This is a genomic window from Peptostreptococcus sp. (assembly GCF_977045075.1).
The window spans coordinates 13,299-34,575 of sequence record NZ_CDRRTB010000004.1; the positions used below are offsets into that span (position 1 = coordinate 13,299).

At 36.5% G+C, this 21,277-nt stretch carries 27 protein-coding genes; all 27 read left to right on the plus strand.

The window, feature by feature from the left end:
* The 27 genes from ACW6OJ_RS00870 (at position 1) to ACW6OJ_RS01000 (ending at position 21,276) form a co-directional block, all read left to right on the plus strand.
* Positions 1–1,320 carry an AAA family ATPase gene (locus tag ACW6OJ_RS00870; RefSeq protein ID WP_456095495.1) on the plus strand — a complete coding sequence of 440 codons (1,320 nt, stop codon included), beginning with the start codon at positions 1–3 and terminating at the stop codon, positions 1,318–1,320.
* Complete coding sequence (locus tag ACW6OJ_RS00875; protein ID WP_456095496.1) at positions 1,320–2,456, plus strand: ATP-binding protein; 1,137 nt, start codon at positions 1,320–1,322, stop codon at positions 2,454–2,456. The genes ACW6OJ_RS00870 and ACW6OJ_RS00875 overlap by 1 nt, the downstream gene beginning before the upstream one ends.
* Positions 2,457–2,458: 2 nt before the next feature.
* Positions 2,459–2,830 (plus strand): hypothetical protein, encoded by a 372-nt coding sequence (locus ACW6OJ_RS00880; RefSeq protein WP_456095497.1) that lies wholly within the window; start codon positions 2,459–2,461, stop codon positions 2,828–2,830.
* Between the two features lie 20 nt (positions 2,831–2,850).
* Positions 2,851–3,573: a hypothetical protein gene (locus ACW6OJ_RS00885; protein ID WP_456095498.1), complete on the plus strand. Its 723-nt coding sequence runs from the start codon at positions 2,851–2,853 to the stop codon at positions 3,571–3,573.
* Positions 3,574–3,632: 59 nt separating this feature from the next.
* On the plus strand, positions 3,633–4,094 hold the full coding sequence (locus ACW6OJ_RS00890) for a hypothetical protein (protein WP_456095499.1): 462 nt from the start codon (positions 3,633–3,635) through the stop codon (positions 4,092–4,094).
* Between the two features lie 2 nt (positions 4,095–4,096).
* The gene (locus tag ACW6OJ_RS00895; protein WP_456095500.1) at positions 4,097–5,710 is read left to right on the plus strand and encodes a DEAD/DEAH box helicase; all 1,614 of its coding nucleotides are present in this window, start codon (positions 4,097–4,099) and stop codon (positions 5,708–5,710) included.
* Positions 5,691–7,943 (plus strand): AAA family ATPase, encoded by a 2,253-nt coding sequence (locus ACW6OJ_RS00900; protein ID WP_456095501.1) that lies wholly within the window; start codon positions 5,691–5,693, stop codon positions 7,941–7,943. Before ACW6OJ_RS00895 ends, ACW6OJ_RS00900 begins: the two co-directional genes overlap by 20 nt.
* 309 nt (positions 7,944–8,252) lie before the next feature.
* A complete protein-coding gene (locus ACW6OJ_RS00905) occupies positions 8,253–8,492 on the plus strand; it encodes a hypothetical protein (protein ID WP_456095502.1) in 240 nt (79 codons plus the stop codon).
* A gap of 2 nt (positions 8,493–8,494) precedes the next feature.
* On the plus strand, positions 8,495–8,881 hold the full coding sequence (locus ACW6OJ_RS00910; RefSeq protein WP_456095503.1) for a RusA family crossover junction endodeoxyribonuclease: 387 nt from the start codon (positions 8,495–8,497) through the stop codon (positions 8,879–8,881).
* Between the two features lie 10 nt (positions 8,882–8,891).
* Positions 8,892–9,107, plus strand: a complete 216-nt coding sequence (locus tag ACW6OJ_RS00915; protein ID WP_456095504.1) for a hypothetical protein — start codon at positions 8,892–8,894, stop codon at positions 9,105–9,107.
* 16 nt (positions 9,108–9,123) lie between these two features.
* Positions 9,124–9,432, plus strand: coding sequence for a hypothetical protein (locus ACW6OJ_RS00920; protein WP_456095505.1), 309 nt, complete (start codon positions 9,124–9,126; stop codon positions 9,430–9,432).
* Positions 9,432–9,821, plus strand: a complete 390-nt coding sequence (locus tag ACW6OJ_RS00925) for a hypothetical protein (protein ID WP_456095506.1) — start codon at positions 9,432–9,434, stop codon at positions 9,819–9,821. Before ACW6OJ_RS00920 ends, ACW6OJ_RS00925 begins: the two co-directional genes overlap by 1 nt.
* Positions 9,822–10,147: 326 nt before the next feature.
* Positions 10,148–10,588, plus strand: coding sequence for a Panacea domain-containing protein (locus ACW6OJ_RS00930; protein WP_456095507.1), 441 nt, complete (start codon positions 10,148–10,150; stop codon positions 10,586–10,588).
* The gene (locus ACW6OJ_RS00935) at positions 10,588–11,469 is read left to right on the plus strand and encodes a hypothetical protein (protein WP_456095508.1); all 882 of its coding nucleotides are present in this window, start codon (positions 10,588–10,590) and stop codon (positions 11,467–11,469) included. Before ACW6OJ_RS00930 ends, ACW6OJ_RS00935 begins: the two co-directional genes overlap by 1 nt.
* Before the next feature lie 81 nt (positions 11,470–11,550).
* Positions 11,551–11,979, plus strand: a complete 429-nt coding sequence (locus ACW6OJ_RS00940) for a terminase small subunit (RefSeq protein WP_456095509.1) — start codon at positions 11,551–11,553, stop codon at positions 11,977–11,979.
* Positions 11,960–13,246 carry a PBSX family phage terminase large subunit gene (locus tag ACW6OJ_RS00945; protein ID WP_456095510.1) on the plus strand — a complete coding sequence of 429 codons (1,287 nt, stop codon included), beginning with the start codon at positions 11,960–11,962 and terminating at the stop codon, positions 13,244–13,246. Before ACW6OJ_RS00940 ends, ACW6OJ_RS00945 begins: the two co-directional genes overlap by 20 nt.
* Before the next feature lie 10 nt (positions 13,247–13,256).
* Positions 13,257–14,582, plus strand: a complete 1,326-nt coding sequence (locus tag ACW6OJ_RS00950) for a phage portal protein (RefSeq protein ID WP_456095511.1) — start codon at positions 13,257–13,259, stop codon at positions 14,580–14,582.
* A complete protein-coding gene (locus ACW6OJ_RS00955) occupies positions 14,566–16,113 on the plus strand; it encodes a minor capsid protein (protein ID WP_456095512.1) in 1,548 nt (515 codons plus the stop codon). Before ACW6OJ_RS00950 ends, ACW6OJ_RS00955 begins: the two co-directional genes overlap by 17 nt.
* 10 nt (positions 16,114–16,123) lie before the next feature.
* Positions 16,124–16,357 carry a hypothetical protein gene (locus tag ACW6OJ_RS00960; protein ID WP_314516027.1) on the plus strand — a complete coding sequence of 78 codons (234 nt, stop codon included), beginning with the start codon at positions 16,124–16,126 and terminating at the stop codon, positions 16,355–16,357.
* 105 nt (positions 16,358–16,462) lie between these two features.
* Entirely contained in the window at positions 16,463–17,092 is a 630-nt protein-coding gene (locus ACW6OJ_RS00965) for a DUF4355 domain-containing protein (RefSeq protein WP_456095513.1), read from the plus strand.
* Between the two features lie 17 nt (positions 17,093–17,109).
* On the plus strand, positions 17,110–17,955 hold the full coding sequence (locus tag ACW6OJ_RS00970; RefSeq protein ID WP_456095514.1) for a phage major capsid protein: 846 nt from the start codon (positions 17,110–17,112) through the stop codon (positions 17,953–17,955).
* A 17-nt stretch (positions 17,956–17,972) separates the two neighbouring features.
* On the plus strand, positions 17,973–18,350 hold the full coding sequence (locus ACW6OJ_RS00975) for a hypothetical protein (RefSeq protein ID WP_456095515.1): 378 nt from the start codon (positions 17,973–17,975) through the stop codon (positions 18,348–18,350).
* The gene (locus ACW6OJ_RS00980) at positions 18,351–18,686 is read left to right on the plus strand and encodes a hypothetical protein (protein ID WP_456095516.1); all 336 of its coding nucleotides are present in this window, start codon (positions 18,351–18,353) and stop codon (positions 18,684–18,686) included.
* Complete coding sequence (locus ACW6OJ_RS00985) at positions 18,686–19,147, plus strand: HK97 gp10 family phage protein (protein WP_456095517.1); 462 nt, start codon at positions 18,686–18,688, stop codon at positions 19,145–19,147. The genes ACW6OJ_RS00980 and ACW6OJ_RS00985 overlap by 1 nt, the downstream gene beginning before the upstream one ends.
* On the plus strand, positions 19,147–19,698 hold the full coding sequence (locus ACW6OJ_RS00990) for a phage tail terminator family protein (RefSeq protein ID WP_456095518.1): 552 nt from the start codon (positions 19,147–19,149) through the stop codon (positions 19,696–19,698). Before ACW6OJ_RS00985 ends, ACW6OJ_RS00990 begins: the two co-directional genes overlap by 1 nt.
* Before the next feature lie 3 nt (positions 19,699–19,701).
* Positions 19,702–20,808, plus strand: a complete 1,107-nt coding sequence (locus tag ACW6OJ_RS00995; RefSeq protein ID WP_456095519.1) for a phage tail sheath C-terminal domain-containing protein — start codon at positions 19,702–19,704, stop codon at positions 20,806–20,808.
* A 15-nt stretch (positions 20,809–20,823) separates the two neighbouring features.
* Positions 20,824–21,276, plus strand: coding sequence for a phage tail tube protein (locus tag ACW6OJ_RS01000; RefSeq protein ID WP_456095520.1), 453 nt, complete (start codon positions 20,824–20,826; stop codon positions 21,274–21,276).
* Position 21,277: the final 1 nt, after the last annotated feature.

Below are 21,277 nucleotides of genomic sequence, written 5' to 3' on the forward strand. Positions count from 1 at the left end.
ATGGAACAAATAAAAATTAATAAATTAGAAATAGAAAATGTCAAGAGAGTTAAGGCAGTGAGATTAAAGCCTTCTGATACTGGCCTAACAATTATAGGTGGTAATAACAATCAGGGGAAAACTTCGGTGTTAGATGCAATTACTTGGGCCCTAGGTGGAAATCGATACAAACCATCAAATGCTACAAGGGAAGGGTCAGTGATTCCACCTAATCTTAAAATAACTATGAGTAATGGTCTTGTGGTTGAAAGGAAAGGTAAAAACTCAGACTTAAAAGTCATAGATCCTAGAGGTGAAAAAGCAGGGCAGCAGTTACTAGATAGTTTTGTGGAAGAACTGGCCTTAAATCTTCCCAAGTTTATGAATCAAACTAGCAAAGAAAAAGCAACTACATTGCTTCAGATTATTGGTGTAGGCGATAAGCTAGCAGAGTTAGAAGGAAAAGAAAGAGAAGCATATAACCAGAGGCACGCAATAGGTCAGATAGCGGACCAAAAAGAGAAGTATGCTAAGGAACAAATATATTATCCAGATGTTCCAGATGAAATAATTTCAGCTAGTGATCTAATCAAAAAGCAGCAAGAGATACTTGCTAAGAATGGTCAGAATCAAACACACAGAAGAAACCTTAGGGAGCTAGAGACTAACCAGCTATTAGATCAGGAAAAGTATGACCAAATTACTGCTAAAATCGAAGAGTTGCTAAATGAAAAAAGTGAGCTTGGAAGTCGTATCAATACCAGGGCTGAGCAAATTGAGCTTGCTAAGAAAACAGTAGAAGAGTTGCAAGATGAATCTACTGCAGAGCTTGAAGCAAGCATAGAAAACATAGAGCAGACTAATGAAAAGATTAGAGCGAATTTATCTAAGGAAAAAGCTGAAGAAGATGCCCAGGAATATAGAGATCAATACAGTAGATTAACTACAGAAATTACTAATATAAGAGAGCAAAAAAGAGAGTTGCTTGATAATGCAAACTTACCACTAGAAGGACTGTCTGTGGAAGATGGAGAGCTTATTTATAAGGGATTTAAATGGGATTCTATGAGTGGTGCAGACCAGCTAAAAGTATCTACAGCGATTGTAAGAAAGCTAAATCCTAAGTGTGGCTTTGTATTGATGGATAAGCTTGAACAGATGGATCTAGACACATTAAAAGACTTTGGAAGTTGGCTCGAAAAAGAAGGTCTTCAGGTAATAGCTACTAGAGTTTCTAAGGGGGATGAATGCAGCATAATCATAGAAGATGGATATGTGGTTGGTCAAGAAAATGAAGAAATAGAAGAAGAAAAGCCAAAATGGAAGGCAGGTGAATTCTAATGATACCAGGTATATCAAGTGGAAAAGTTGAAAAGGCGCAAAGAGTTGTCATATATGGCACAGAAGGAATTGGAAAATCAACATTTGCTTCCCAATTTCCTTCAACAATATTCATAGATGTTGAAGAAGGAACAAACGATCTAGACGTTACCAGGACTCCAACACCTACCAGCTATTCAATGCTAAAAGATATGATAGCAAGAATAAAAACTGCAAGACCTATGACATTTAGAACGCTTGTCATAGATACAGCAGACTGGACTGAAAGACTGATAAGTAAAGATATATGCGATAAATTTCAGATAGATGGAATAGAAGGTCTAGGCTGGGGCAAGGGCTACGCTTACTTAGAAGAAGAGTTTGGACGCTTTTTAAATAGCTTACAAGAGTTTATTGACTTAGGAATAAATGTTGTTATATGTGCGCATGCTAAGATTAATAAATTTGAACAACCAGACGAGCTGGGTGCTTATGATAGGTGGGAACTCAAACTACAAAAGAAGACAGCCCCACTCTTAAAAGAATGGGCCGACATGATACTTTTTGCCAACTATGAAACTCATGTTGTAAATGTTGATAACCAAGGGGCTGTTAAGGGCAAGAATAAGGCCCAGGGCGGCAGGAGAGTTATGTATACAACTCACACGCCATCATGGGATGCTAAGAATAGAAAAGGCCTAGCAGACAAACTGGACTTTGATTACAAGGAAATAGCGCATATATTTGAAAAAGACTATAGGGTAGCATCAATAATGGCTCCTAAGGAATCTAAAAAAGAAGATCTTGTAGCAAGTGAGCCTAAGGCTGATGAAACTGCATTAAAGCCAACAGAAGAAACAAAGACAGAAAATAAAACAGAACAAATAAGTTTTGTAGAATCTAACCAAGCTACGCCATTTAGTGAAGAAACAAAAGAAGAAATAAGGCAAGATCCTGTGAGGTTGGTTAGTAATAAAGAATTAAATGACCTTATGGTGGCTAATAATGTGACTATTGAGCAGATACAAAATGTTGTATCAAGTAGAGGATATTATCCAGCTGGTACACCTATAGAAAATTACGACGAAGGCTTTATACAAGGTGTTTTGGTTGGAGCGTGGGAACAAGTATATACAATGATTAAAGGGGGAATGTAAAAATGGCAAATATTAAACTAGATGATTTACAGGGTGGAGTTTTAGCAGAACAGGTTAATTATGAACTACAGAGGGTTTTTGATAATATTAAGGACCCTAATGTAGACGAAGGAAAGACTAGGCAGATAACAATAACGCTTAAATTTAAGCCTACAAAAACAGAGGGAATGGTGGAATTTACGCCATCAATTAAAACTACACTTGCGCCACCAACATCAGAGCCAACTATGATGATTGTTGAAAAGGACTTCCATAGTGGCAAGGTTGTTGCAAAAGAATATAACAACCAGGTGAAAGGACAGGTTAGCATGAATGAAATTTTAGATGCTACTGAAAAGGAAAATAGAAAAGTTGTAGACTTATTAGCTAAATAATTAAAAGAGATGATAAAGAAATGATGGAAAATTTAAAAGAAGCACTAGAGTATATGGTTGAATTAGGTGAAGACAGAGTAGATGTCATAGAAGTTGATGGAGTTTATTACACAAATAAGTCCTTAAGTAGAATAGATGAAAATGTAGATCTTGACTGCTTACATATTTCAACATTGAGTGGATTGGTAGACTACATAAAATCTAATGTGGATAAAGAGCATTTAGAAAACTTATTAGTTGTTGTAAAGTCGCCTACTGAAATATCAGTAGAAAGAGGTTTAGATATTGATGGTAAGAGAAGAAAAGTTGCATTTGCAAGGGCTTTAACTCCTAGAATAGATTTTGACCACTACTATGATACAGAGTCTTTTAATATTCTTCTACAGAGTGCCTTTATTGAAAATGTGCATAAAGAAGTACTGCTAAAGGTAGTTGGAAATATTAAGGAAGAAACTATTCAGAGCATTGGTGATGATGGAATCAGTCAAGCTGCAACAATCAAAACAGGTGTAGCAACTGTAGAAGATGTTAAAATACCTAATCCAGTAGTTCTTGTTCCAAGAAGAACTTTTATTGAAGTAGAACAGCCAGAGAGTCAGTTTGTATTTAGAATGCAGTCAGGTCCAACTTGTGCTTTATTTGAGGCAGACGGTGGAGCTTGGAGAAATGAGGCAATGCTAAATATCAAGAAGTATTTAGAAATAAACTTAAAAGATATCGACGGAGTAACAATTATATCATAGTAGTTCAGTGAGGGGACTAGTTCCCCTCAAAAAAATACAGACAAGATAAGGAGAAGATAATGGCAGATTTAATGAATGAAAGAGAATTAGGATGGGATGACGAGATAAGTAAAGAAGGTCCCGAGTTTGTACTCCTACCAGTGGGAGATTATGATTTTGAAGTAATTTATTTTGAAAGAGCTAGACATAATGGCAGCGAAAAAATGCCGCCATGCAACAAGGCAATTCTTAAAATAAAAATAGAGATACCAGAGGGTGTGAATATTATTCAGCATAGCCTACTACTGCACCAGAGGACAGAAGGATTTCTATCTGAATTCTTTACATCAATAGGGCAAAAGAAAAAGGGCCAGCCACTTAAGATGAACTGGAATCTAGTTATTGGAGCTAAGGGAAGGTGTAAGGTTGGAATTAGAGACTGGGTCTCTAACAGTGGAGATAAAATGCAATCAAACGAGATTAAGAAATTCTATGAGCCTAAAGAAGATGCTGCACCAACGTTTACACCAGGAGCGTTTTAGTTATGAAACTAAGACCGTATCAAGAAGAATCTAAAAGTGCAGTATTAAATGAATGGAATCAGGGAGTGCTTAAGACACTCCTTGTTTTACCAACAGGGTGTGGAAAGACAATAGTTTTTAGCAAGATCATTGAAGATAGAGTAAAAAATGGCGATAGGGTTTTAGTATTAGCTCATAGAGGAGAACTTTTAGAACAGGCAGCCGATAAGCTAGATAAAGCAACTGGCCTTAGATGTGCAGTTGAAAAAGCAGAAAATACTTGTCTAGGTAGCTTTTATAGAATAACAGCTGGGTCAGTTCAATCTTTGATGAGGGAAAAAAGGCTTAACAAGTTTGATAAAGACTATTTTAATACAATAGTTATAGATGAAGCCCATCACTGCATATCAGACGGCTATCAAAGGGTCTTGAGTTACTTTGATAAGGCAAAAGTATTAGGAGTTACAGCAACGCCTGATAGAGGCGATATGAAGAACCTAGGCTCATACTTTGAAAGTCTGGCTTATGAGTATACATTACCCAAAGCTATTAAGGAAGGCTACCTGTCGCCTATAAAGGCTTTGACTATTCCACTTAAACTTGATTTGACTGGAGTAAGTCAACAAGCCGGTGACTTTAAGGCAAGTGAAATTGGAACTGCACTTGATCCATATCTAGAGCAGATAGCAGATGAAATGCTAAAGTATTGTAAGGATAGAAAAACAGTTGTGTTTTTACCACTAATTAAAACATCTCAAAAGTTTACAAGAATACTTCAAGAAAAAGGATTTAAGGCAGCAGAAGTCAATGGAGATTCAGACAACAGGGCCCAGGTCTTGGAAGATTTTGAGAATGATAGATACAATGTTCTTTGTAACTCAATGTTACTGACTGAGGGCTGGGATTGTCCATCTGTAGACTGTGTAATCGTTTTAAGGCCAACTAAGGTTAGATCATTATATAGTCAGATGGTAGGTCGTGGAACAAGGTTACACCCAGGAAAAGAAAATTTATTAGTACTTGACTTTTTGTGGCATACAGAAAAACACGAGCTGTGCCATCCTGCTTCTTTGATAGCACAAAATGAAGAAGTTGCTAAGGCTATGACTAAAATTATTGAAGAGTCTGGCTGCCCTGAAGATATTATGGAAGTTGAAAAGATGGGTGAAGAAGAAGTAATACTGCAAAGAGAAGAAGCCCTAGCTAAGCAGCTTGAAGAAATGAGAAAACGTAAGAGGAAATTAGTAGATCCTCTACAATTTGAAATGTCTATACATGCAGAAGATTTATCAAGTTATGTACCAGCATTTGGTTGGGAAATGAGTCCGCCTTCTGATAAGCAGGTAAAAACTCTTGAAAAGCTTGGAATAATGCCTGATGAAATAGATAATGCAGGTAAGGCTAAGTTACTTCTTGACAGGTTATCAGCAAGAAGAGATGCGGGCCTTACAACACCTAAACAGATTAGGTTTTTAGAACAAAGAGGATTTAAAAATGTAGGTACATGGGAATTTGACAGTGCTAGAAAATTAATTGATAGAATTGCAGGTAATGGGTGGAAAATACCTAGAGATATTTCCCCTAAAGATTATAAGCCTGTTAGAAGTGAGGTAGGAAATGAGGCAGTACCATTCTAATTTATTAGAGTTAATTGAATATATAAGACCTGATGAGCTAACTTATCAAGAGTGGGTAAATGTAGGTATGGCCTTGAAAGAAGAAGGATATGCAGCCTCAGACTGGGATAAGTGGAGTAAGGCAGATAGTAGATATAGACTTGGTGAGTGTTTTACTAAATGGACTAGCTTTAACGGAACCAGGACGCCAGTTACTGGTGGCACCATATATCAAATGGCAGTTGATAGGGGTTATATTCCTATGAAATCAGGTGGACACGAACTAGACTGGGATGATGAAATCAAAGATGATTTGGTAGTGGTCGATCAAACTTGGGTTGAAGGAAAAGAGATCGAAGAGCCCAAAAACTGGGACCCTGTAAATGACTTAATCAGATATTTAGAAACATTATTTGATGTATCTGAAAATGTTGGCTATGTTACAGAGACTTGGAACAAAGATGATAAGTATCTACCAACTAAGGGCAGCTGGGATAGGACCGCAGGAGAGCTTATAGAAGCTCTTAGTAAATGCAATGGCGATATAGGTGCAGTTCTTGGCGACTACAAAGAAGAGGCAGGCGCATGGATTAGATTTAATCCATTAGACGGCAAGGGCTGTAAGAATGACAATGTGACTGAATATAAATATGCACTTGTTGAGTCAGACTCAATGGAATTGGAAAAGCAAAATGCCATCATGAGAGAGTTAGAGTTACCAATAGCATGTATGGTGTTTTCAGGGAAAAAATCTATTCATTCTATAGTGAAGGTTGATGCATCAAGCTATGATGAATATAGAAAAAGAGTGGATTATCTTTACTCAGTTTGTAAGAAAAATGGCCTTGAGGTGGATGAACAGAACAAAAATCCTTCAAGGCTTAGCAGAATGCCAGGTGTTACAAGAAATGGTAGGAAGCAATTCTTAATAGATGTAAATATTGGCAAGTCTAATTGGAATGAATGGTTTGAATGGATAGAGGGTGTAAATGATGATTTGCCAGATCCTGAAAGCCTGGAAAACTTCTTTAATGACCTTCCGCCACTAGCTCCACCTCTAATACATGGAATACTTAGACAGGGTCATAAAATGCTAATGGCAGGCCCTTCTAAGGCCGGTAAGTCATATGCACTTATCGAGCTATGTGTGGCCATTGCAGAAGGTGACAAATGGATGGGTTGGAAGTGTGAGCAGGGAAAGATTATGTATGTAAATTTAGAACTTGACAGGGCCTCATGCTTGCATAGATTTAAAGATGTTTACTCAGCTATGGAGATAGAGCCTAACAACCTAAAAAACATAGATATATGGAATCTAAGGGGTAAGTCAGTACCTATGGATAAGTTAGCGCCTAAACTAATCAGAAGGGCCCACAAGAAGAATTATACGGCTATAATAATAGATCCTATATATAAGGTTATTACAGGTGATGAAAACTCAGCAGATCAGATGGCTCATTTTTGCAATCAATTTGATAGAGTTTGTACGGATTTAGGCAGTGCAGTCATTTATTGTCACCATCATTCAAAGGGCTATCAAGGTTCTAAGAGATCTATGGATAGGGCCAGTGGTTCAGGGGTATTTGCAAGAGACCCAGATGCTCTGATTGACTTAACAGAGTTATCACTCCCCGACGAACTTGTAAAGCATGAAAAGGAAAGAGCAGCTGCTAGCTATATCAGTCTTGCTATAGAAAATTTAAATCCAGACTATTTTGAAGAAAATGTTGGATTAGACGATACCTTGAGTAGGGTGCAGATGTTGGCACATGCTAACAAGGCTCTTACTAAGACGCAATTTATAGACCTTGAAAGAAGGATAGATGGTGTAATGAGAGCTGCAGGACAGAAGACAGCCTGGAGAATAGAAGGTACTCTTAGAGAATTTGCTGGCTTTGACCCAGTAAATGTATGGTTTGATTACCCAATACACAGAATAGATGATTCAGGTGTTTTAAAAGATACTATGCCAGAGTCTGAAAAGGCTCCTTGGCAAAAAGGCATAGAGTCTAGAAAGCCTAAGGAAAAGAAGCAAGAAGAAAGAATTAATGCCTTGGAAATTGCTTTTTCAAGTTTAGAAATGGACAAAGAAGAGATTACAATAAATGATTTGGCAGATGAAATGGGTGTATCACCTAGGACAGTTTGGAGACGAATAAAAGAACATGGCGGGTTTAATTCAATAAGAACTGGAGCAGCAAAACCAGATTTAATTGAAAGAAAACCAGATAGTGATTGTGATGACAAAAACTAAATTTGTCCTAATAGGCACAGTAGGACAAAAACAGAAAAAACAGTTTTTGTCGCAGTATGTCGCAATTACCGTGACAAAAACTTAAATTCAGTTATTGGCACGGTGGGACGGCAAAAACATATATATAATATATATATTTTTCTGTCACGTGACACAAAAGTGTCTTAGACTGTGAAAGATTAGTAGGGCGTAAGCTACCGCCCTACATAACTCTTCACGGTCGCCTAAAGACTAAAGCGAAATTGTCCTGCAAAGAAATTTAAAAGATAATGAAAATTAACTAATAATAGATTTTAAGGAAGTGTAAGCATGACGAAGAAAGAAGAATTTTTAAGATTTATAGGTGGTGCTTTTTTAAAGGGAAAACCAGTAGAGGTTGTTTTTAGAGAAAAGGGAAAAAGGTACGTTAGAATATATAAAAGTTTTAATGAGCATGTTTTTATAGATACTCACGTAAGAATGAATTATGATGATAACTTGATGTCTAAGAACAGTTGGATAGTTAGCTGGAGAATACCTTGGAGATTTGAAGTGAAAGGTCAGGTGTAAAAATGATTGAGTTTTTTATGGCAATGAAGCCACCAACTGCTACCCATCAAGAAAAGCAGATTAACTTTAAAAATAAGGCCTTCTATGAGCCTGTAGAGCTTAAGAAGGCAAGAAGTAAGCTAACAGGTTATCTGTGGGAACACAAACCTTTAGAGAGGCTGTCAGGTCCTCTGAGAGTATATGTGAAGTGGTGCTATCCTCTGATAGATGGAAAGACAGACGGACAATACAAAGATACTAAGCCAGATTTAGACAATGCTCAAAAGTTGCTGCAAGACTGCATGACAGACGTGGGCTTTTGGAAAGATGATTCACAAGTGGCAAGTTTGATATGTGAAAAATTCTGGGCAGAGATCCCGGGTATTTTTATCAGGATAGATGAATTGTAGGTGGTAAGTGATGAACAAAAAGAGTGAGTTTATATATGCACTTAACATAGCGTACAAAGAAAATAAAAGGCTTAGGGTTAGGTTTAAATCAAGAGATGGTTCAGGTGATCACGATTTGAATTATGAAGGAAATGAGCTTGTGCCACTTAAAGCTGTTGTTGTAAGCTTTTATGATTCTAACCTAATAAGTGATATCTATCAAGTTGTTAGATGGGAAGTTGTTTAGATAGGGGGTAAATAATATGAGTTATTTAGATTATAGGAAAATACCTAATAAAGCTTTTAAGGTGTCATTGCTTGTTGTGTTTTTGACAGGAATATTCTTGGCTGGAACATATTGTGGGAAAGTTGTTCAAGAAATTGCTGATAAAGAAAAAGTAGGCACTGTAATTGAAAAAGAACACCTACCTGAAAAAGTTATAGATGGTGAAAGGTATGAAGAAGAGTATTTTATCGTTGTAAAAGATAGATATGGGGATATGTTAAGATTTAGAGTTTCAGAAGGTGAATATAGACAAGTAGATGTCAATGAGAGGTATAGGATGAAGTAATGAGAGATTATCAGAGACGAAAAAACAATAAGTATTACTTGCCTAAAAGTGTGTATCACAGGACCTTATGGGTGATTAGAGACTATGAGCGAATGAAAGAAGAAGCGGAAAGTCTGGTAGAGATAAGCGGAGTAAATACTGATGGCATGCCTAGAGGAAACGAAGCGTCGGACCAAGTATCTAGAATGGTAATAAAGCGTTGCGACCTACTAAAAGATGTAAAGGTTATTGATATGGCTTTAGAATTAATACCGGAAGAATATAGGGCAGGAGTATGGAATAATATCCAGTATAATAAATCATATCCTACTTACGCAGGGGCAAGGACATTTGCTAGGTATAAAGCTATATTTATACATAGTGTCGCAAAAGGACTAAATTATATATAAAAAAGTTTTAAAAAAAATAAAAGTTGGCAAACCAGGGAAAAAAAACTGTGATATTATGGTAGTGTGGAAGTATAAAGGAGAGCCAGTAAGTAGTTTACATAATCTCTAGGGCAAGAACCTTTTATTTCCACCACTAAATTAGGAAGTTACGAGAACCTCCTTAACTTATATATTTTGAAAAAGGCATCTTAGGGTGTCTTTTTTCGTATATAGTAAAATGTGACATATTGAGTAATATGTCACATTATGGTATAATATACGGAAACAATGAAACTTAAAAGAAATGTTTTTCAGTAAATAGTATGATTTAGTTGGGGGCGGTAATTATGACATATGATGCATTAACAATTAGCAGATATATCATAGATTTTAGTGATAGGGAAAACTTTAATATATCCAATTTAAAACTACAGAAATTATTGTATTTTGTTCAGTGTCATTTTTTGATGCAAAAAAATGATATTTGTTTTAAGGATGACATAGAAGCCTGGAATCTGGGACCTGTAATCCCATCCGTATATAGAGAGTATAAAAAATTTGGAGCAGGTAATATCCCAAGTTCTTATGTACATGAAAAAATTAAAGACGATTACATAGAGTTTTCAGACAAGGAATTAATATCTGATGTTGTGGTTAGATTGTCAGAGTATTCAGCTATGGATTTAGTTGATATTACACACAATCAGTCCCCTTGGAAAAATACATATGAAAGAAATTGTAATAGAATAATACAAATAAAATCTATTAAGGAGTATTTTTGTCAGTAATGAGTGAAGATAAATTATTAAAAACTGAAAAAAATAATGTCGGAGAAGTAGCTAAAAACAAAAGTAACAGTGATAGTAATATAAATAAAAATTATATGAGACAGATATATAATAGCCTATCCGATGATGATTATAACCCAGAGAAAACCGTTGAAATAATTCAAAATTATCTTGAACATGATAAAGATAATTTGAGATTAATGTATTCCGATTTAAGTAATCATTTATTTTCTATATTTAAAAATGAAAAATATGAAACGGACTATAACCTTAATATAAATAAATTATATGAATATGCAATGAATGACGTCAATATGTGTGGTGACTGCAAGAAAATAATCATCAAACTTTTTGATCACTCATCATTAGTTTCTTACCAGATTACAGGTATAGAAGAGATAGCTGAGGAAATTTCAGAAAAAGTTGCAGAAAAAAATAAAGAGACATTGTTGGATAGCGTGAAAAAATTAGAAAAAACATTGATGAATAACATGAAAGATTCAGAAAAACAATACATAACTATATTAGGTATTTTTGCATCAATAGTGTTGGCTTTTACAGGCGGAATTGCTTTCTCTACTTCAGTCTTATCTAATATCGACAAGGCATCTATATATAGGTTAGTGTTCGTCACCTCACTACTAGGGTTTATATTATTTAATACTATATGTGTAATGTTTGAATTTGTTAGAGAAATAAATAATAAGAGTTTGAGTTTAACATTTAAAACCGTATTCAAAAAACCTCTTTGGATGATTCCAAATATAGTGTTTATAGCTATTATGATTATTTCAACACTATCTTACTATTGTGGAAGTGTGCAGAAAAGAAATATAAATTCTAAAGTAAGTAACAGTATACACATGGAAATAAGGGTGTAAAAGTATAAATATAAAACTAAGGGCCAATAAACTTGGTCCTTTTTTTATACAATAAATTGAAGGGTGGTGATATACCATGGGTTGACGTTAAAACAAAAGAAATTTGCTGATGAGTATATCATCAGTGGTAATAAATGTGAAGCAGCTATTTTAGCCGGATACAGTGAAAAATATGCGAAAGCGCAAAGCCATAGATTGTTGGAAAATGTTGGAATTAAAACATATATAGACGAAAGACTGGCAAAACTTGATTCAGAGAAGATAGCCGACCAAAAAGAGGTATTGGAGTACCTTACTTCAGTGATGAGAGGAGAACACACCGAACAAACACTTATATCAAGAGGTGCAGAGTGGGGGCAGGAGAAGACAAATATAGATGTTGGTGCTAAGGATAGGATAAAGGCAGCAGAATTATTAGGCAAGAGATATTCAATGTGGACCGATAAGGTGGATATGTCCGGTAATGTTGAGTTGATATTTGAGGATGACTATGGAGAAGAAGATATCTAGGATTGTAAAGCTGCAGTGGAATAAGGTATTTAAGCCAGTCAACGAATGCCACAAAAGATATAAGGTCCTTAAAGGTTCAGCGGGTAGTGGTAAGTCTACTAACATAGCACAAGACTATATTAAGAAGTTGTCAGATACCAGATATAAAGGTGCTAACTTGCTAGTAGTAAGAAAAGTTGACGAGTCAAACAGGGACTCAACCTTTGCAGAACTTCAGAGCGCCATATATAAAATGTTTGGAGACCAGGCAGAAAGAGTATGGAAGGTGACCCAGTCACCGCTAAAGCTTGAATGCCTACTTACCGGAAATTCCATAATATTTAGGGGAATGAAGGACGATAAGCAACGAGAAAAGGTAAAGTCAATCACCTTCAAAACCGGAAAGCTAGTGTGGATATGGGTAGAAGAGGCCACAGAGCTAACAGAAGCCGATATAGACATCCTTGATGACCGTTTAAGAGGACAGCTAGATAATCCTAACCTATTCTATCAGATGACCTTTACATTCAATCCTGTAAGCTCTAGGCACTGGATAAAGGCTAAGTATTTTGACATTATACATGAGGATGTGTTTACCCATCAATCTACCTACCTGCAAAATCGATTCATAGATGATGCATATCACAGAAGAATGATGATGAGAAAAGAACGAGATCCAGATGGATATAGGATATATGGTCTGGGTGAATGGGGTGAGGTTGGTGGTCTTATATTTAATAACTGGGAAGTAAAGAATATAAGCCAAGATACATCAGATTATGAGTATTTAAGTATAGGTCAGGACTTTGGATTTAACCATGCTAATGCTATCCTTACGATAGCGTATAAGGACGGTGACTTATATATCCTGAATGAACACTATTGCTATGAAAAAGATACATCAGAAATTATTGAAGATGTTGAAGGTAAATTCAATAAAAAAATAATAATGTACTGTGATTCAGCAGAGCCGGATAGAAAAAAGACTTGGCAGAAGGCTGGATATAAAGCCAAAGGGGTCAAGAAAGAAAAGACAACAGATAAGAAGTATATCAACACGCAGATAGACTGGATAAAACAAAGAAGGGTATATGTACATCCGTCATGTGTGAATACAATTAAAGAGTTAGGACAGTGGAAGTGGAAGTATGACGATAAGTTAAGCACTTATCTAGATGATCCAGTTCCATTTTTTGATGATGCAATTGCAGCCTTAAGATATGGCATTGAGCCTTGGAGAAAATCAAAGGGACTTAAGACCATGAACAAGGCTAAGTTAGGACTATAGGGGGGATGATATGTATAGGACCGATAAAGAAGAATTGAGTATTGAAGATATACAGAAGTTCATCAAGAAGCATAAGGCAGAGTCCATTAGATATATCAAGCTTCAGAAATATTATGAAGGTAAACACGATATACTGGACCATACATCTAGGGATGGACAACCTAATAACAAAATAGTAAATCCATATCCTAAATATATTACTGATATGCTTGTAGGTTATTTTGTTGGACAGCCTATAAGCTATACTAGCAAAGAAGAAGATGGACTGCTTGAGGACCTGCAGGATATATTCGATTATTCAGATGAGCAGGAAGAAAATCTAGAACTTGCCAAGATATGCAGCATAAAAGGTAAGGCTTATGAACTTTTATATCGTGATGAAGACGCACGAATAAGATTTAATGAATTTGGACCAGATCAAATGTTTGTTATATACGATATGACAATATCACCAAGTATTAAATTTGCTATCAGGTATTATGATGTTGGTGAGGGCAATGATAAGATAACATATGCAGAAGTATATGACAAAGAAGTATGTACGCTATATAAGGGCAAGGATTCTGATTTAAGCTTAGAGCAAATAACACCACATACATTTAAGGATGTACCAGTAGTTGAGTATGTAAACAACAAGGAAGAACAAGGGGACTTTGAGCAGGTAATTACTCTGATAGATGCTTACAATAAGGCACAGTCAAATACCTTAAATGATATGGACCAATTTACTGATGCGTACTTGATACTTGTAAATATGGGAGGAACAGACTCAGGCCGAATAGAAGATCTTAAGAGAGATAGGGTAATGCTGCTTGATGAAGATGGTGATGCTAAATGGCTAATCAAGGAAATAAATGATGCGTGGGTAGAGAATTACAAGGATAGAGTTAGAAGAGATATCCATAAGTTTTCATACACTCCAGATATGCAGGATGAAAGCTTTGGTAATAATCTAAGTGGCGTGTCGATTAGATATAAGATACTAGCTATGGAGCAGATAAGAAGCAACAAGGAAAGGAAATTCAAGAAAGGACTACAGCGAAGGATAGAGCTTATTTGTAATTCCCTAAGCTTAGAAAAGAATATAGACCTCTTCACTAATATTAATTTCAAATTTGCCAACACACTACCACAGAATATTTATGAGTTATCACAGACCATTAAGAATCTATCACCTTACTTAAGTAGTGAAACCTTGCTTAACCAACTTCCATTTGTCGAAAATGCAAAAGAAGAGTTAGAAAAGAAAAAAGCAGAGGACGAGGAGATGACAAGCAGTTATGATTTCACCAATATAGATAATGCAGGTGGTGATACTGATGCCGAAGAAGAGTAACTATTGGATTCAAAGGGCCCTTGAGAGGTCACGTGCCGATATCAGGTCAGCAGATGAGGTGATCAAGACGATTAATGAATCCTTTTACAACTGCCTGAAGGAAATTGAAAAAGAAATATCCGTACTATACTACAGGTACGCAGAGGATAATGAGCTTGATTATGACCTTGCTACTAAGCTTCTAACAGGTGATGAGTATAAAAGCTTTAGGATGGGTTTAGAAGAGTATATGGACCTAATAGACAGCCCAGAGATACAACTGGAACTTAATACCTTATCCACTAGATCAAGGATAAGCCACCTTGAAGAAACATTCTTTAATATCCAAAAGCAAATAGATAAGGCGTATATCTACCAACACGAGGCAGTAGAATCACTTATGAAAGAGTCACTACAGACTAACTACCACAGGGTAATATTTGATATAGGCGTTGCTACTGGTGAAACAGTGGTAAAAGATTTTCATAAACTGACTATAGGGGAAATAGTAAAAGAATTTGAAAGGCCCTGGTCAGGAAAGAACTTCAGCGAAAGAATATGGAAGAACAGGGCCAAGCTAAAAGATGCCTTGGAAGAAGAGATAGTAAAGATGGCTATATCAGGGGCTGATTGCACACAGGCTATAGAGAGTGTAGCAAAGAAGATGGATGTATCAAAAAGGGCAGCTGCTACACTAGTGCATACAGAACAGGCTTATTTTAGTAGCTTAGGGACATTAAAGGCATACAGCGAAATGGGTGTTGATGAATATATCTATGTTGCTACCCTAGACTTAAGAACATCTGATATATGCAGAGATTTAGACCATGAAGTTTTTAGCATTAAGGATGCACAAGTAGGGGTAAATTATCCACCAATGCACCCTAGATGTAGAAGTACTACTGCACCATACACTGGAGCTATGCAAGGCACCAGGACGGCCAAAGATATGTTCAATAACGAAGTTAAGGTAGATAAGTCATTAAACTATAAAGATTGGCACAAGAAGTATGTTGAGTCTGATCCTAAGTATCTGATAGAGGAAAAGAAATGGAACAATAGATATAGTGACAAGAAACAGTTTGAAAAATACAAGAATGTAGGATATGACGGAGTTAAATTGTTTGATGATTTTCAAAAAATAAAGTATAATGATACTAAGGAGTGGGATATCGTAAAGGGATATACAGGCATTGTTCAAAAAGGTGAAATATCTCCACTTGTGAAGTATAGTAATTTCAAAAAGCATCACAATGAACTTGAAAATAAGCTTATTGGTATGAAAACTACTGATGGAGTTAAGATTAAAAGTGTATCATATCATTTTACAGGTAGGGCAATAGGTACTCATGATTGGGCAAATCCGAACAATTCAAAAGAAATTATGAAGAAGTTGAATCATAAACACGTGCCTAGTGAAGCCCTATTGAAATGTGTTAATGAGGGTAAATTGTCTAAGAAAACCAATGAAAGTTGTGTGTTTTATACAGAAGAATGTCAAATAGCAATAAATCCACACACAGGTAATTTGGTTCAGTGCAATAGGTTGTAGGAGAAAGGGTATGTTTGGTTTAGAGAAAAAAGAAATAAAATATTTACGGAAATGCTCAAATGATATCAAGTCTGCTATAGACAAAAACAACTTGCTAACAGTGCAACTTGAAATAGGAGCATACCTTACAAGTAAAGATTGTATGTATTATGATTCTGACGGTCAAAATTGGTATACCGAAAAAGGTAAATATGTACAGTCATTATATGACAAGATATTAGACTGGAAGTATAGTCAAGAGTAAGCACTTTAACAGATGTTAGGGTGCTTTTTTAGTGCATAAAATCGACCCGGACAAGTCATTAAAAGGTCTATTTTTATTTAAAAGAAAGGATGGTAACTTAGAGGGATGAAGAATAACTATAAGGGACTTAAGATGAATTTACAGCTACTGGCAGAGAATACAGGTGCTGGTAATGGTGGGGAAAATAACCCACCAGAGGAGAACAAGCCAGAGGGTAAGACGTACACAGAAGAGGAATTACAGAAGTTAATCCAGTCTGAATCTGATAAGAGAGTTACCCAGGCTATGAAGACTGCTGAACAAAAGTGGCAAAGAGAATACGAGAAAAAGCTTGAAGACGAAAAATCAGAAGCAGAGAAACTGGCCAAGATGTCAGCGGATGAAAGAGCCAAGGCAGAGTTTGAAAAAGAAAAGACTAAATTTGAACAGGACAGGGCCCAATTCAATAGAGATAGGCTAGAGCTAGAAACAGTAAAAGAACTTGGTAAACAAGGGCTTGATGTTGAGTTTAGCTCTTTTTTAATGGGCGAAAATGCAGAGTCCACAAATGAAAATATCAAGCTATTTAAAGAAAAGTTTGATACAGCAGTTGAAAATGCAGTCAATGAGAGGTTAAAAGGGAAAACGCCCAAGACTACTGACAAGAATACTACGATATCTTCAGACAGTCTAAAGGGCATGTCTGTGGCAGAAATCAACGCAAATTGGGATGCCATAAAAGACATGAAATTATAAAAGAAGGAGAATAGAATATGTCAATTAAGAATTTTATACCAACGCTGTGGTCAGCTAGACTACAGGCAAACTTAGATAAGAAGCTAGTGTATGCAGACGTCGTTAACCATGACTATGAAGGTGAAATCAAGAAGCTGGGAGATAAGGTTAAGATTAATCAGATAGGTCCAATTACTATTAAGGATTATCTAACAGGTGATGGCGCACCTAAGAAGCTGGCAGACCCAGAAGAAGTAACATCAACTCAACAGGAACTTGTAATAGACAAGGCTAAGTACTTCAACTTTAAGGTAGATGATATAGATGCAGCACAGGCTAATGTTAAGCTGGTAGACAAAGCAATGGATAGAGCATCATATGCCATAGGTGATGTTATTGACCAGCATATAGCTAGCTTTGTGAAAGATGCAGGCATCAAAGTTGGGTCTACAACTACACCAATAGATGTAGAAGTAGCTAATGCGTATGATCAGCTAGTAGATTTAGCAGTTAAGCTTGATGAAAATAACGTAACAAGAGCAGGTAGATTTGCTATTATACCAGCTTGGTACCTAGGTATGTTATCTAAGGATCCAAGATTTACTAAGGACTTTAAGGTGTTAGCTAATGGTGTAATTGATGGTGCAGATGTAGCAGGCTTCACGCTAAGAATGTCAAATAATGTACCAGTGGCTGCTAATAAGTACTCCATCATGGCAGGTACAGAACAGGCTATAACTTACGCAGGTCAGATTACAGAAATAGAATCTTATAGACCTGAAAAGACTTTTGCTGATGCGGTTAAGGGGCTATTTGTATATGGTACTAAGGTAATTGAACCTAAGGCACTTGTAAACTTTACTTGTAAGGTAAAGGGCGCATAGTATAGGAAGGTGATAGAATGAACGAGAGAATTATATCAAAACTCAAAATCTTACTAGGTAAGGATACATTAGAGAATGAGAGTACAATATCTCTCGTTCTTGATATCCTTATTCAAAAGATTAAGAACTTCTGCAACAGGGATGATATTCCGGCTGATTTAGAGCTTGTAATAGTTGAAATGTTAAGCGAATACAACAAGGCATTGTCAAGCAGTGGCCAAGATAACCAAAATACTGGCGAAGTGAAGGCTATTACCAGAGGAAATACCAAGATTGAGTACAATGTAGGGGCTAATACCAAGATAACATCTATTGACGATTTAATCACTAAATATAAGAAGCACCTTATTAGATTCAAGAAGCTGGGAACTATTGGGATGAATGGGGGTAACTAGGTGAGAGAATCAGATATATTAGCCAGTACCTACCATGACAGAATGGACATAATCAGACATGTAGAGGTAGAGGATAGTGATTCACATCTTACTACTATGCAGAAGAAAATAATTAAATCTAATGTGGCTTGTGAGCTTGATAAGTCCAGCACAGGATACCATGACGAAACACTTGTAATTGACTATATTGTATATACGAGGCCTGAAGAGGATGTAGTGGAAGGTGATATGCTTTCGGTAACTCACCTGGGTAGGAATTATGAGTGCGTTGCAGGTATACCATTTAAGTGGCCATCACACCTTGAAATACCGGTAACCCTAAAGGAGAGACAGTAATGAGTTTTGAATTTGAGGGCCTAGATGACCTTATAAATAGGATAGACACCATTGAGAAGAAGATACCTGAAGAATTTAACAGACTTAAGACTAAGGTAGCCAGTGAAGTATTAAGGGATGTTATAGAAAATACGCCAGTTAACAAAGACCCTAAGGCCTTAACTGCTGGTACTCTTAGAAGAAGCTGGAAGGTCAGAGATTTAGGTAAAGAAGTTGAGATATACAATGATGCCCAATCTAAAGGTGAGTTTTATGCCTGGGATGTTGAGTATGGACATAGAACCAGGGCCGGTATGGGTCTTTCAGTCTCTAGAAAGCGACGTAAGGCTGTGCGAAGTGATGGGGGTAAAATACTATTTGTGCCTGGCAAATTCATGCTTAGAAACGCAATGAAGAAGGGGAAAACCACACTAGACAAAGAGGGAAAGAAGATATTAGATGATTTGATGGGTGGTAGATAATGATTAAGGTAAACGAACTAATAAAGTCAGTATCGAATATGATCTATGATGCCATCAATGATACTGAATATAAGTGTAAAATTACAGACGATGACGAACAACTGCAGTTATACCTAGATAAGGGTAGCTGCTTTTTTATTGATGTAAATACATCAGATTCAGAGTCAGTAAATCTACACTTCAATAAAAAGAGCCTTGTAATTGATATAAGATACTTTCCGGGCAATGGCAATAAGACGGCTAAGGCTAGCTTATACGACTTAAAAGACCTACTGGAAAGGACATTTACAAGGAGCATAAAAGTTGGAAGAAGATACATTCACATATCTGGGATAGACGGCTTGATATTAAAAGATGAAGTGGGCCACACCCTACATTTTAGTATATCAGTGAGTTATCATGAACAAGTTTATTTTGATAAGGCTGATAAGCATGTTATGAAAGAGATCAATAATAACATCAGTATTGAGGTCCAAGATAAATTTGATCTATTAGAGGAAGTTAATATCAGGTATGGGGATAGATTGAGAAGAAGAGGAAGGAAGGTATAATATATGGGCTTAACAGAGCTTAAAATTGTATTTAAAGAAATAAAGAGGAAGGCCCTAGAGGGGGCCAGCACTGGGGTTGTGTGCCTAATCCTAAAAGATGGTACTGCCAAGGGCCTATCTGAATACACTTCACTAGAGGATTTAGAGGGCGCTAAGTTTAAGGCAGAAAATCTTACTTACATGAAACAGGCCCTAATAGGCAATGTGCAGGATGTAAGAGTTGGTGGAGTTCTTGAAGAAAGAAACTTCACACCTACTAAGTTAATAGTATACGCAATAAATGGGGCTGACACACTAGATAATGCACTGGATGTGCTTGAAAACTATGAGTTTAACTACTTGTGTATGCCTGAAGCAGCAGACCAGACAGATAACCCTAAGTTGATTGAGTTCATCACAAAGAAGTTACCTGATGTCGGCTATGATGCAAATTTGGTAATCACAACCACTAAGCCTTCAAACTCTAGTGATGTCATAGAGTTTGCGACTGAAGACATCAAGGAAGGTGATGTTACCTATACGGCCACTAAGCTATTGCCATTTATTTGTGGATTGTGTGCAGGGACTCCACTTACACAGTCAATCACACACGCTAATGTGCCATTTATTAGCACTATTCCTAAAAAGTCCAAGGACGAAAAGAACCAGCTAATTGACGGTGGTAAGCTGATTTTGACAAAAGAGGGTGGCAACATCAAGATTGCAAGAGGGGTTACATCACTTACAACACCTACAGGTAATGAAGGTGATTCATTCAAGAAGATAAAGCTTGTAAGAACATATAAGTTTATTAATAACTCTATCAAGAAGTCGATATCTAACTACTATGTGGGTAAGGTGGCTAATAACTACGATAACAAGTGCCTGCTTATAGCAGAGATTAGTAACTTCTTAGAAGACCTGGCAAGAGATGGAATAATCGAAAGAGGACATAGTGTTGGTATTGATTTGGATGCACAGAAGAAATATCTGAAGGAAATAGGGGCAGATGTAGATTCAATGTCAGAACAGGAGCTTAAGGAAGCTAATACTAAGTCTAAGGTATTTATTGCTATTAAGCTAAAGGGTGTAGACGCTATGGAAGACTTCTACATCAATATTAATGTTTAATAAGGGGGCTAAATAATGGCAGATACAAACAAGGAACAGATAAAAGAAATATTAGGCACTGATGGAATAAGCGGTACATTTGGTGAGCTATGGCTTGATGGTGAGTATGTGGCTGAACTTGAAGGCTTCCAAGCTAAGATAGATTTTAAAAAGGCAGCAGTGCCTAGGCCAAGGAAGATGATGGATGCGCACAAGACAACTGGTGCAGAGGGCAAAGGGTCTTGTACCATGACTAAGGTATCATCAAGAATGACTAAGCTAATAGGCCTTAGGATGAAGGAGCAGAAGACTATCTACTTTGAAGCAATATCTAAGTTAGATGACCCAGATAATGTAGGAGCTGAAAGAATCAGGTATAAGGGTGTGCAATTTGACGATCTTACACTTGCTGACTTTAAAAATGGAGAAGTAGGCAAGGTGGAAGCACCATTTACATTTGATGATTTTGAGCCAATAGATTTGATATAAG